Consider the following 13,009-nt stretch of genomic DNA (forward strand, 5'->3'; position numbering starts at 1 on the left):
ACCGCTTCACCGGTCGCGCCAGGGATCGGGCAGGCTGCCGCCCTGCACGGCGGCCCGGCGCACCGAGCGGGCCTCGCGCTCGCTTTCGTCGCGCATGCGCACCAGGGTGCGGTCCACAAAGTCAATGTGGGCTTCAGCCGCCGCCTGCGCCGCGGGCGGGTCGTGCGCCTCGATCGCATGGAAGATCGCCAGGTGCTGCGCCAGCAGGTCGCTGGACACGGTGCCGACGGCAAACAGGTTCGCAATGTTGTCGTGCACGTGGGTGCGCATCATCGTGAACAGACTGGCCAGCAGGTGGCTGAACATCGCGTTGTGCGCCGCATCGGCAATGGCCTGGTGGAAGGCCGCATCGGCCTTGGACAGGGCTCCGAGGTCCTTGGCCGCGTGCGCCGTCTGCAGCGTCGTCACCACGGCGCGCAGGCGGGTGAGATCGGCCTCGGTGGCGCGTTCGGCGGCATAGCGCGCCGTGCTGCCTTCCAGCATCCGTCGAAACTCCAGCACGTCACGGCGCAGTTCGGGGTGGCTGGCCACCATGCTCTGCCAGGGGCTGGAAAAGCTGGCTTCCAGCTGGTCGGACACGTAGGTGCCGCCGCCCTGGCGGCTGATGAGGAGGCCGCGAGCGGCGAGCTTCTGGATCGCCTCGCGCAGTGAAGGCCGCGACACGCCGAGTTGCTCGGCCAGGGACCGCTCGGGGGGCAGCGCATCGCCCGCCTTCAGGCTGCCCTCCAGAATCATCGATTCGATCTGCTGGACGATGGCATCGGAGAGCCGGGGCACGTTCACCCGTTTCAAGGGCTTGGGGAGGGCGTCGTTCATGGTCTGACCAAAATGCCGAGCCGCAACGATAGCAGGTCTGTCACCAGCCCCCCCGGCACGTGTGGCGCCATGCCGCATCACAGCTGGCGGAACAGCGCGGCCACCACCACGCCCGCGGCGATGGCAGGCAGGGGCTTCTTGATCACCAGCATGACGACAGCGGTCGACAGCAAGGCGAGCCGGCCGCCACCATCCCCCCTCATCGCCAAGGGCGCGAGGACCGCCACCAGGACCGAGCCCGACATGGCGGCAATGAAGCGCCTCGTGCGCTCGCCCAGCGGCACGAAGGACATGATGAAGACGCCGCCCCACCGGGTGGCCAGGGTCACGGCCGCCATGACGAGGACCACCGGGAAGGGGCCCCAAGCAGCAAGGTCAATCGCCATGAGGTGCTTCCTTCCACGCGGCGCCCAGCAGGCCCCCGGCCAGCGCACCCACCACCACATGGCTGTTCTCTGGCAGATGGCGATAGGCAGCCAGCGACGCACAGGCCGCCACCCCCCAGATGGCGAAGGTGCGCCCGTTCTTCTCGCCCCCCACCGCCATCGCCAGCATGAAGCAGCCCATCACCATGTCGAGCCCCCACCGGCGGGCGTCGGCAATCAGGTCGCCCACTTGCGTGCCCAACCACGTGCCCAGCACCCAGAACACCCACAGCGCGGCGCCGCCACCGAGCAGCATGCCCAGGCCTGGCTGTCCGCGGGCCAGCGCCTGCATCGACATGGCCCAGTTGGCGTCGGAGGCCAGCGTCATCAGCCCGTAGCGGCGACCGGGTGGCAGGTCGCGAAGCCAGGGATAGAGCGACGCCCCCATCAGAAGGTGCCGTGCATTGATGGCAAACACCGTCAGGGCCATGGCCAGCATCGGCATCGCGGGCCCCCACAGATCCAGCACCGCGAACTGCGCCGTGCCCGCAAAAACCAGGGCGCTCATGCAGACCACGGAGAGGGCATCCAGACCGCGCTGGGTGGCGGCCAGACCGAAGGCGGCACCGAAGACCATCACGAACAAGGCCATGGGCACCATCTGCCGAAAGCCGGTCCACACCAGGTGACGGTTCAGCTCACTTTGAGAGACGGTAGCGGGATCGGTCGAAGTCATGAGGGCAGCGGCACAAGGGCAGGTGAGGATCTTCGTGCTTGGGCCTCACACTGTGATGAATTCGGGGCCTTCCGAAAAGCGCAAAATTCACATCGCTTGCATTCGATCATCGAATAGAAAGGAGCCGGCAATGCTGCAGAACCTCCAGATCGACTGGCTGAAGTGCTTTGTCGCCGTGGTGGACACGGGCTCGCTGTCGAGCGCCACCGGAGAGGTGCACCGGTCGCAGTCGGCCATCAGCATGCAACTCAAGAAGCTGGAGGAAGCCGTGGGCCGTCGGTTGCTCGACCGGGGGCCACGCAAGCTGCTGCTGACTCAGGATGGCCAGATGCTCCTGGGGTACGCGCGACGCATCCTGGATCTGCAGGCCGAGGCCTTGAGCGCCCTGCATGGCGACGAGCTGACGGGTCGCGTGCGACTGGGCGTGCCGGATGACTATGCCACCCGCTACCTCACGCCGGTGCTCAAGCGCTTTGCGCCGAAGCACAGCGGGGTCGAGATCGAACTCAACTGCGAACAGTCGCCCGCCCTCATCCCTCGTGTGGCGCGGGGTGAACTCGATCTGGCGCTCGTCTCGCGCGACCACGCGCGGCGCGGGACCCTGCTGTTTCATGAGCCCATGGTCTGGGTGGGCTCGCCTCAGTTCGAGCTCTGGCGACGCGACCCGCTGCCGATCGCGGTGTACGAAGAGGCCAGCCTGGCCCGGCGCGGGGCCATTCAGTCCCTGGCGCAGCAGGGGCGGCGCTACAAGGTTGTCTACAACAGCTCGAGCCTGGCAGGCCAGATTGCCGCGGTGGACAGCGGGCTGGCCGTGGCCGCGCTGACGCAGTGCAGTGCCCCGCCTCACCTGCAGGTCCTCGGGGCCGCGCACGGGCTGGGCCCGCTGGCCCCCATGGAGGTGGCGGTCTATCGGAGCCGCGAATCGCGCGGCAACAAGGCCGTGGACAGCCTTCACGGCCTGCTGATCCGGACGCTGAGGCAGTCCACCTGATCGGATCGGCAGACCACAAATTGGTCTGACCAATCATCATTTTATCTATCGCCAGGGTTAACCCTGAATTCGGGGCGTTGACGCCCCTTTTGCGCCTCTTCTACAGTCACGCCCTGTCGATGCCAAAATTGGTTTGACCAATTACCCGAGGCCAGCCAGCGTCCCGGCTTCCGGCCTCACGCCCACAGAGCTCATGACTGCCCCCACCGACGTCTACTTCTTCGCCACCTGCCTGGTGGACCTTTTCCTGCCTGACGCGGGCATGGACGCAATCACCCTGCTGGAACGCGAGGGGGTGCGCGTGCATGTGCCCAAGGGACAAAGCTGCTGCGGTCAACCGGCCTATACCAGCGGCCAACGCGAAGAGGCAATGACCGTCGCCCGCGCCCAGCTCGGCCTGTTCCCGCAGGCCGACTGGCCTATCGTCGTGCCCTCGGGCTCGTGCGCAGGGATGATGAAACACCACTGGCCGCAGTTGTTTGCGGGCACGCCCGATGAGGCCCGTGCCGTGGCCATTGCGGCCCGCGTGGTCGAGCTCACCGACTTCCTGCTCAACACGCTGGACCTCACCCACCGGCCCAGCTGGCCGCAACACGGCGAGCCCACGCGCGTGGCGGTGCACACCTCCTGCTCGGCCCGGCGCGAGATGGGCACCCACCAGCACGGCTGGGCCCTCGTCGACGCGCTGCCGGGTGTCGAGCGCGTGGTGCACGACCACGAATCGGAATGCTGCGGCTTCGGCGGCACGTTCTCCATCCGCCACCCCGACATCTCCGGCGCCATGGTGGCCGACAAGGCCGCAGCGCTGCACGGCACGGGCGCCACCACCTTCATCACGGCCGATGGCGGCTGCCTGCTCAACATCAACGGCAAGCTCGCCAAGTCAGAGTGCGGCAGCTTCTGTGGTCAGCACATGGCCACCTTCCTGCTGAAGCGCCTGGAAGGCGCCAAGGAGGTCAAGGCATGAGCCACACGCACGCCCACGACGCCACGCCGCGTGGCCGCATCCTCGCCCGGCTGCGCGGTGCCCTGGCCGATGCGCCCGCCGCGCACACGCCCCCTGCGGCCACGGCCGTGGCCAGCCACTACGCGGGCAACACGCCGAGCTGGCCCCTGGCCGAGCGCCTGACCCGGCTCGTGAACATGATGCAGTCGGTGCAGACCGAAGTGCACCTCGTGCGCGAAGGCGACTGGACGGCGCGCCTCGCCTGGGTCGTGGCCGACAAGGGTGTGCGCCAGATCCTGCTGCCCACGCAGACCGCCCACGGCACACGGGCTGCTGCCGGCCTGCAGAACGCAAGCAGCACCGCCCGCATCCGCGCCTTTGACCGCGACATCGAGCACTGGAAGGCCGAGCTCTTCACCGACATCGACGCCGGCTTCACCACCGTGCGCTCGGCCATCGCGGCCACCGGCAGCCTCATCCTCTGGCCCGATGCCGACGAGCCTCGCACCGTGAGCCTGGTGCCGCCACTGCACATCGCCCTGCTGGACGGCCGCAAGGTGCACACCCACTTCCATGAAGCCATGACGGCCGAAGGCTGGGCCGCGGGCGGCATGCCGACAAATGCGTTGCTCGTGTCCGGCCCCTCCAAGACGTCCGACATCCAGCAAACACTCGCCTATGGTGCCCACGGCCCCCGCGCCCTGGTGCTGCTGCTCATCGTGCCCGACGAGGTCGACCTGACCGCCCTGGCCACCGCCACCGGAGCCTGCGCATGAAGCCGATCGTTCACAAACTCGAGTTCATGCCCTCGCGCGAGTTCAAGGCCCGCGCGCACGAGGCCCTGGGCAACACCGGCCAGCGTCGCAGCTTCCGCGGTGCCATGGACTTCCTGCAAGCCAAGCGCGCCGCGCAGTTCCCCGACACCGCCGAGCTCGAGGCGCTGCGCACGCTGGGCGAAGGCATCCGCCAGCGCTGCCTGAGCAAGCTGCCCGAGCTGCTGGAAACGCTCGAAGCGCGCCTGACCGCCAAGGGCGTGCAGGTGCATTGGGCGGAAACGCCCGAGCAGGCCAACGCCATCATCCGCGGCCTGGTCGTGGCCGCGGGCGGCGACCTTGTGCTCAAGGGCAAGTCGATGGTGAGCGAGGAGATCGAGCTCAACCACCACCTGGCCGAACACGGCATCACCGCGATCGAATCGGACATGGGCGAGTACATCGTCCAACTGGCTGGCGAAAAACCCAGCCACATCGTCATGCCAGCCGTCCACAAGACGCGCGCGCAGATCGCCCGGCTCTTCCACGAGAAGGTGCCGGGCGCTCCTCTTACGGAGGACGTCGACGCCCTCATCCGCATCGGCCGCCACGCCATCCGTGACCTCTACCCTCAGGCCAAGGTCGGCCTGTCGGGTGTCAACTTCGCCGTGGCCGAAACCGGCACGCTGTGCCTGGTCGAGAACGAGGGCAACGGCCGCATGTGCACCACGGTGCCCGACGTGCACATCGCCATCACCGGCATCGAGAAGGTCGTCGAATTCCTGAGCGATGTGCCGCCGCTCTACAGCCTGCTGACGCGCTCGGCCACCGGCCAGCCTGTCACCACCTACTTCAACATGATCAGCGGCCCACGCCGCGACGGTGAGCGCGATGGCCCGAAGCAGGTGCACCTCGTGCTGCTGGACAACGGCCGCAGCCAGGCCTTTGCCGACGAGCAGCTGCGCGCCACCCTGCAGTGCATCCGATGCGGCGCCTGCATGAACCACTGCCCGGTGTACGCCCGCGTGGGCGGCCACGCCTATGGCACGACCTACCCAGGCCCCATCGGCGCCATCATCTCGCCGCACCTGCTGGGCCTGCAGAACACCAAGGACCTGCCCACCGCGTCCAGCCTGTGCGGCGCCTGCGGCGAGGTCTGCCCGGTCCGCATCCCGATTCCCGACCTGCTGCTGCGCCTGCGCGAAGAGGCCGTTCGCGCGCCGGATCAATCGGTGAGCCACCCGCTCAAGGGCCAGGGCGCTGCGCACGACCCGCACCTGGCCGGCGTCTGGCGCCTGTGGGCCTGGCTGCACGCCAACCCGCTGCGCTACCGCGCCTACACCTGGCTGGCCACCCGCCTCCGCGGCCTCATGCCGCGCAAGCAGCTGGGCTGGACCCTGCACCGCATCGCCCTGAAGCCTGCCCCGAAGACGCTGCAAGAGCGCCTTGCCGAACGCCAACGATGATGACCCCGCAACACCAGGCCTTTCTGGCCGACCTGTCCCGCCACCTGCCGGCCGAACGCCTGCTGACCGACCCGCTGCGCACGCTGGCCTATGGGACGGACGCGAGCTTCTACCGCCTCGTGCCGCAGATCGTCGTGCTGGCGCGCAACGAAGCCGAAGTCGCCACGCTGCTGCGCCTGGCGCACCACCACCAGGTGGCGCTCACGCTGCGTGCCGCCGGCACCAGCCTGTCGGGCCAGGCGGTCAGTGATTCGGTGCTGGTGCTCGTCAACGAGGGGTGGACGCAGCAGGAGGTGTTGGACGAAGGCGCCCGCATCCGCCTGCAGCCCGGCGTGATTGGCCAGCATGCCAACGACACGCTGCGTCCCTATGGCCGCAAGATCGGCCCGGACCCGGCCTCGATCGCCACCGCCCGCATCGGCGGCATGGCAGCCAACAACAGCTCGGGCATGTGCTGCGGCACCCGGCAGAACAGCTACCACACGCTGCACGCGCTGCGCGTGATGCTGGCCGATGGCACCGTGCTGGACACCAGCGATCCGGCCAATGTGGCGGCCTTCCGCATCAGCCACGCCGAATTGCTGAAGGAGTTGAGCTGGCTGGCCACGCAGGCCCGCGAGAACAGCGCCCTGCACGCCAAGATCCGCCACAAGTACCGCCTGAAGAACACCACCGGCTACGGCCTGAACGCGCTCATCGACTTCGATGACCCGGTGGACATCCTCACGCACCTGATGATCGGCTCGGAAGGGACGCTCGGTTTCATCGCCAGCATCACCTACGACACCGTGCCGGATCTCGCCCACAAGGCCTCGACCCTCGTCCTGTTCGACGAGCTGGACGTGTGCTGCCGCGCCGTCACGGCGCTGAAGGAGCAGGGCCGCGTCGCCGCCGTGGAACTGGTCGACCGCCGCAGCATCGCCGCCGTGCAAGGCAAGGCCGGCATGCCGGCCTTCATGTACGGCAACCTGCCTTCGGATGCCGCCGCCCTGCTGATCGAAGTGCACGCCGGTGACGCGCAAGCGCTGCAAGGTCACATCGCGGCCGTCGACACGCTGCTGCACACCTTCTCGCCCGCCGCCCTGAGCGGCTTCTCCACCGACCCCAAGGTGTGCGACACCTACTGGGCGCTGCGCAAGGGCCTGTTCCCCGCGGTCGGTGCCGTGCGCCCCGTGGGCAGCACCTGCGTGATAGAGGACGTCGCCTTCCCCGTGGAACGGCTGGCCGAGGGCGTGCGCGGCCTGACCGCCCTGTTCGACCGCTTCCACTACGACGAGGCCCTGGTGTTCGGCCACGCGCTCGAAGGCAACCTGCACTTCGTGTTCGCACCGGCCTTCGACAGCGACGCCGAAGTGCGCCGCTACAGCGACTTCATGGACGCCGTCAGCCAGCTGGTGGCCGTCGACTTCGGCGGCTCGCTCAAGGCGGAACACGGCACAGGCCGCAATGTGGCGCCGTATGTGAAGCTGGAATGGGGCGAGGACGGTTATGCGCTGATGCGGTCCATCAAGCGCCTGTTCGACCCGGCCGGCCTGCTGAACCCCGACGTCATCATCAGCGACCGGGACGACGTGCATCTGGCGGATCTCAAGCGCCTGCCCGCGGCCGACCCCATCGTCGACACCTGCATCGAATGCGGCTTCTGCGAGCCCGCCTGCCCGTCCAACGGCCTGTCGCTCACACCCCGCCAGCGCATCGTGCTGTGGCGCCGCATCCAGCAACTGCGCCGTGACGGCAGCGACCCCACGCTGCTGGCCGAACTCGAAGCCGAGTACGGCTGGGCCGGCGTCGACACGTGCGCCGCCACCGGCATGTGCGCCACCCGCTGCCCGGTCGGCATCAACACCGGCGCGCTGATGAAGCAGCTCAAGGGCCCGAGCCCGCACGCTGCCATGGCCAGCCGCATCGAGCGCAACCTCGGCACGGTGGTGGGCACCGCCCGCATGGGCCTGGGCGCACTGCAGCTGGCCCGCAGCATGGTCGGCGAGCGCGCCACCCACAAGCTCAACACCCTGGCTCACAAGGTGATCCCGGTGTTGCCCATCGCACCGGCCGCCACCCCGGGCCCGGCCGCACCGCTGCCCCCCGCCCCCACGCCGGCCGCCACCGAAGACAACCAGGTCGTCTATTTCGCCAGCTGCGTGAACCGCTGCTTCGCGGAAAGCCCGCAAGGCGGCGACAACCTCGCCACCCGCACCTTCAACCTGTTTGCCAAGGCGGGCCTCACCCCGGTCTACCCGCCCAACCCCGCCACGCTGTGCTGCGGTCAACCGTTCGAGTCGGCCAACGCCACCGAAGCAGCGCAAAGCGCCCTGGCCCGCACCAACGCCGCGCTGCTCGTCGCCAGCCAGCAAGGCCGACTGCCGGTCTACCTCGACAACGCGCCCTGCTCGCTGCGCCTCATCGAAGCGCAACGTGCGGGCCAGCTCGACGCCCGGCTGCAGCTGTTCGACGCCACCCGCTTCCTGGCCGAACGTGTGCTGCCCCGCGTGGCCGTCGTGCGCCAGCTTGACCACCTCGCGGTGCACGTGCCCTGCGCCACCAGCAAGGCCGGCCAGCGCGACGCGCTGCTGCGCGTGGCCCGCGCCTGTGCCCGCCAGGTCACTGCGCCCGACATTGCCTGCTGTGGCTTTGCCGGCAGCAAGGGCTTCACCCTGCCCGAGCTGAACGCCAACGGCCTGCGCCACCTGCGCGCCGCCCTGCCCGATGCCTGCGAGCACGGTGTCTCCACCAGTCGCACCTGCCAGATCGGTCTGAGCACGCACAGCGGCCGCCCCTACGCCAGCCTCGAAGCCCTGCTCGATGACTGCACGGCGGCCCGCCCCGGTGCGGCCTTCCATTCCCCGCATACCCATTCATCCACCGCGACACCGAGGAGACCCATGACAGAACACGCGACCACCTCTGCACCGCTGACCCAAGACTGATCCCGGCGCCCTCCGCGCCGCACCCCTTCCCTTCAACCTGAGCGCCAGGGCTGGCCACAAGCCCGCCTGCGCGCGAAAGCGCTTTCCATGACCACCTGGATCCAGAACTACGCCCCCTTGGGCAGCCTGGGCCTGTCGGCCGCCGTCGCCGTCCTGCCCGTGGTGTTCTTCTTCGTTGCACTCGCGGTGTTCCGCCTCAAGGGCCACGTGGCCGGCACCATCACAGTCGCCATCAGCCTGGCCGTGGCCATCCTCGGCTATGGCATGCCGGCCGACATGGCCTTTGCCGCCGCGGGCTACGGCTTCCTCTACGGCCTGTGGCCCATCGCGTGGATCATCATCACCGCGGTGTTCCTCTACAAGATCACCGTCAAGACCGGGCAGTTCGACGTCATCCGCGCGTCGGTGCTGTCCATCACCGATGACCAGCGCCTGCAGATGCTGCTCGTGGGCTTTGCCTTCGGTGCCTTCCTGGAAGGCGCGGCCGGCTTCGGCGCCCCGGTGGCCATCACCGCCGCGCTACTCGTGGGCCTCGGCTTCAACCCGCTGTACGCCGCCGGCCTGTGCCTGATCGCCAACACCGCCCCGGTGGCCTTCGGTGCCATGGGCATCCCCATCCTCGTGGCCGGCAAGGTCACCGGCATCGACCCGTTTGCCATCGGCCAGATGACGGGTCGCCAGCTCCCGCTGCTGTCGGTGTTCGTGCCGTTCTGGCTGGTGTTCATGATGAACGGCATGAAGGGCATCCGTGACACGTGGCCGGCCATCCTGGTCGCCGGTGGCTCGTTCGCCGTCACCCAGTTCATCACCGCCAACTACGTCGGCCCCGAACTGCCCGACATCACCTCGGCCCTCGTGAGCCTGGTCTCGCTGACGCTGTTCCTGAAGGTCTGGCAGCCGCGTGAAAGCTTCCGCTTTGCCAACGCCGGTGACGGCGTGGGTGCGTCGGCCGTCGGCGGCGCCGTGCTGACCGGCGGCCCGGCCCGCGGCCGCGCTTCGGGCTATACCGCCGGCCAGATCCTCAAGGCCTGGTCGCCCTTCATCATCCTCACGGTCATCGTCACCATCTGGTCGATCAAGCCCTTCAAGGCCCTGTTCGACAAGGCCGGCCCGCTGGCCAGCTGGGTCTTCAAATTCGAAGTGCCGCACCTGCACAACCTGGTGATCAAGTCGGCGCCCATCGTGGCCGAAGCCAAGCCCTACGAAGCCATCTACAAGCTCGACCTGTTCTCGGCCACCGGCACCGCGATCCTGATCTCGGCCCTGCTGACCGCCGTGGTGCTGCGCTTCAAGCCGCGTGACTGCGTCGAGACCTTTGTCGAGGTGCTCAACGAACTGAAGCGCCCCATCCTGTCGATCGGCATGGTGCTGGCCTTCGCGTTCGTCGCCAACTACTCGGGCCTGTCCAGCACGCTGGCCCTGGTGCTGGCCGGTACCGGCGCCGCCTTCCCGTTCTTCTCGCCCTTCCTGGGCTGGCTGGGCGTGTTCCTCACCGGCTCCGACACCTCGTCGAACGCGCTGTTCTGCTCGCTGCAAGCCACCACGGCCCACCAGGTCGGCGTGTCCGACACCCTGCTGGTCGCGGCCAACACCACGGGCGGTGTGACAGGCAAGATGATCTCGCCGCAGTCCATCGCCGTGGCCTGCGCGGCCGTGGGCCTGGTCGGCAAGGAATCGGACCTGTTCCGCTTCACGCTGAAGCACAGCCTGTTCTTCGCCTTCCTGGTGGGCCTGATCACCATGGCGCAGGCCTACTGGCTGACCTGGATGATCCCTTGATCACGCCCTAAGGAAAACCCGCAGCAAGGGAAATTTGCCCGCGCCCGGCGCGGGTTTTCCCTTGAACCAACGGCCTGGCGAGGCGCTCACCGCACTGCTTCGCTCCCTCGTGCCACCCGCCACCGAACCATTGCTTCATGCTGGAGCAGTGTTCAGCGTGTCGGGTGGCACAGTCTTTTGGGTAAACCCTGCGCTCCGCGCAGGCCAAAGCCGCGTCAACTGCCGCCACTGTGTCAGCGATGCGCGATTGGGGCCCGAATCAAACTGGCACGGGCTTTGCCCTCTGCAGACCTCGTCCTTCCCCCAACACTGAGGAGACTCGAATGAAGTTGAAGACCCTTTCCCTCCTGATGGCCGCCGGCCTGGCCTCGTTCAGCGGCCAAGCCAAGGTCACAGACGCCATGCTGGCCAACGACGCCAAGACGACCGGCGACGTCCTCTCGTGGGGCATCGGCACCGAGGGTCAGCGCTTCTCGCCGCTCAAGAGCATCAACACCAAGACCGTCGCCAAGCTGGTTCCGGCCTGGTCGTTCTCGTTCGGTGGTGAAAAGCAGCGCGGTCAGGAGTCGCAGCCGCTGGTTCACAACGGCAAGATGTTCGTCACCGGCTCCTACTCGCGCATCTACGCGCTCGACGTGAAGACCGGCAAGAAGCTGTGGAAGTACGAGCACCGTCTGCCCGAAGGCATCATGCCCTGCTGCGACGTGATCAACCGCGGCGCCGCCCTGTATGACAACCTCGTGATCTTCGCCACGCTGGACGCCCAGCTGGTTGCCCTGAACCAGGACACCGGTGAAATCGTCTGGAAGGAAAAGATCGACGACTACGCTGCCGGCTACTCCGCCTCGGCCGCTCCGCTGATCGCCGAAGGCCTGCTGCTGACCGGCGTGTCGGGCGGCGAGTTCGGCATCGTGGGCCGCGTGGAAGCACGCAACCCCAAGACCGGCGACCTGGTCTGGGTGCGCCCGACGGTGGAAGGCCACATGGGCTACACCTACGACAAGGACGGCAACAAGAAGGAAAACGGCATCTCCGGCACCCGGAACGCCACCTGGTCGGGTGACCTGTGGAAGACCGGCGGCGCTGCCACCTGGCTCGGCGGCACCTACGACGCCAAGACCGGCCTGGCCTACTTCGGCACCGGCAACCCGGCTCCGTGGAACAGCCACACCCGCAAGGGCGACAACCTGTTCTCGGCCTCGACCGTCGCCATCGATATCAAGACGGGCCAGATCAAGTGGCACTACCAGACCACGCCGCATGACGGCTGGGACTTCGACGGTGTGAACGAGTTCGTCACCTTCGACATGAACGGCAAGCGCATGGGCGCCAAGGCCGACCGTAACGGCTTCTTCTACGTGCTGGACGCGACCAACGGCAAGCTGGAAAACGCCTTCCCCTTCGTCAAGAAGATCACCTGGGCCAAGGGCATCGACCTGAAGACCGGCCGTCCGATCGAGAACCCGGAAAGCCGTCCGGGTGACCCGGCTGCTGGCGACGGCAAGAAGGGCAAGACCGTGTTCAACGCCCCGTCCTTCCTGGGCGGCAAGAACCAGATGCCGATGGCCTACAGCCCGAACACCGGCCTGTTCTACGTGCCGGCCAACGAATGGGGCATGGACATCTGGAACGAGCCGATCGGCTACAAGAAGGGTGCTGCGTTCCTGGGCGCCGGCTTCACCATTAAGACCGTCTTTGACGACTACATCGGTGCGATGCGCGCCATCGACCCGAAGACCGGCAAGATCGTCTGGGAAGTCAAGAACAACGCCCCGCTGTGGGGTGGTGTGCTGACCACCTCCGACCTGGTGTTCTGGGGCACCCCGGAAGGCTACCTGAAGGCAGCTGACGCCAAGACCGGCAAGATCGTGTGGGAGTTCCAGACGGGCTCCGGCGTGGTTGCGCCTCCGATCACCTGGGAAGACAAGGGCGAGCAGTATGTGGCCGTCGTGTCGGGCTGGGGCGGCGCGGTTCCCCTGTGGGGCGGCGAAGTGGCCAAGAAGGTCAACTTCCTCGAGCAAGGTGGCTCGGTGTGGGTCTTCAAGCTCGCAAAGTGATTCTGTGATCTTCCTGTGATTTCTGCAGAGGCCCTGTGACCCAGGGCTCTTTCAAGAGGCTCCGGCGCTACTCCACCGCCGGGGCCTTTTTTTCGTTTGTGTGCGGGCGAGGGGTGCTTGCGCGCCTAACTGGTCGGTCAAGCGGACGCCAACACTGGCCATGCATTAGGCATT

General features: G+C 67.6%; 10 protein-coding genes. 7 read left to right on the forward strand and 3 right to left on the reverse strand.

Annotated features, from left to right (window positions below; translation table 11 throughout):
- Positions 1–6 precede the first annotated feature (6 nt).
- The 3 genes from DEH84_RS18040 to DEH84_RS18050 all read right to left on the reverse strand — a co-directional run bounded on the left by DEH84_RS18040 (position 7) and on the right by DEH84_RS18050 (position 1,917).
- A complete protein-coding gene (locus DEH84_RS18040) occupies positions 7–816 on the reverse strand; it encodes an FCD domain-containing protein (RefSeq protein WP_109038599.1) in 810 nt (269 codons plus the stop codon).
- Positions 817–893: 77 nt separating this feature from the next.
- On the reverse strand, positions 894–1,202 hold the full coding sequence (locus DEH84_RS18045) for an AzlD family protein (RefSeq protein WP_109038600.1): 309 nt from the start codon (positions 1,200–1,202) through the stop codon (positions 894–896).
- Entirely contained in the window at positions 1,192–1,917 is a 726-nt protein-coding gene (locus tag DEH84_RS18050; protein WP_245932827.1) for an AzlC family ABC transporter permease, read from the reverse strand. Before DEH84_RS18050 ends, DEH84_RS18045 begins: the two co-directional genes overlap by 11 nt.
- Positions 1,918–2,047: 130 nt before the next feature.
- Here DEH84_RS18050 and DEH84_RS18055 point away from each other — a divergent pair, with 130 nt between their 5' ends.
- The 7 genes from DEH84_RS18055 to DEH84_RS18085 all read left to right on the forward strand — a co-directional run bounded on the left by DEH84_RS18055 (position 2,048) and on the right by DEH84_RS18085 (position 12,835).
- Positions 2,048–2,908, forward strand: a complete 861-nt coding sequence (locus DEH84_RS18055; RefSeq protein WP_109038602.1) for a LysR substrate-binding domain-containing protein — start codon at positions 2,048–2,050, stop codon at positions 2,906–2,908.
- 193 nt (positions 2,909–3,101) lie between these two features.
- Entirely contained in the window at positions 3,102–3,875 is a 774-nt protein-coding gene (locus DEH84_RS18060; RefSeq protein WP_109038603.1) for a (Fe-S)-binding protein, read from the forward strand.
- On the forward strand, positions 3,872–4,630 hold the full coding sequence (locus DEH84_RS18065) for a LutC/YkgG family protein (protein WP_109038604.1): 759 nt from the start codon (positions 3,872–3,874) through the stop codon (positions 4,628–4,630). Before DEH84_RS18060 ends, DEH84_RS18065 begins: the two co-directional genes overlap by 4 nt.
- Positions 4,627–6,072, forward strand: a complete 1,446-nt coding sequence (locus DEH84_RS18070) for a LutB/LldF family L-lactate oxidation iron-sulfur protein (RefSeq protein ID WP_109038605.1) — start codon at positions 4,627–4,629, stop codon at positions 6,070–6,072. The genes DEH84_RS18065 and DEH84_RS18070 overlap by 4 nt, the downstream gene beginning before the upstream one ends.
- Positions 6,069–8,999 carry an FAD-binding and (Fe-S)-binding domain-containing protein gene (locus DEH84_RS18075; RefSeq protein WP_109038606.1) on the forward strand — a complete coding sequence of 977 codons (2,931 nt, stop codon included), beginning with the start codon at positions 6,069–6,071 and terminating at the stop codon, positions 8,997–8,999. The genes DEH84_RS18070 and DEH84_RS18075 overlap by 4 nt, the downstream gene beginning before the upstream one ends.
- Positions 9,000–9,086: 87 nt before the next feature.
- Positions 9,087–10,778 carry a lactate permease LctP family transporter gene (locus tag DEH84_RS18080; RefSeq protein ID WP_109038607.1) on the forward strand — a complete coding sequence of 564 codons (1,692 nt, stop codon included), beginning with the start codon at positions 9,087–9,089 and terminating at the stop codon, positions 10,776–10,778.
- A gap of 323 nt (positions 10,779–11,101) precedes the next feature.
- Positions 11,102–12,835: a PQQ-dependent methanol/ethanol family dehydrogenase gene (locus DEH84_RS18085; RefSeq protein ID WP_109038608.1), complete on the forward strand. Its 1,734-nt coding sequence runs from the start codon at positions 11,102–11,104 to the stop codon at positions 12,833–12,835.
- Positions 12,836–13,009 lie beyond the last annotated feature (174 nt).

The organism is Aquabacterium olei (assembly GCF_003100395.1).
Lineage (GTDB): Bacteria > Pseudomonadota > Gammaproteobacteria > Burkholderiales > Burkholderiaceae_C > Aquabacterium > Aquabacterium olei.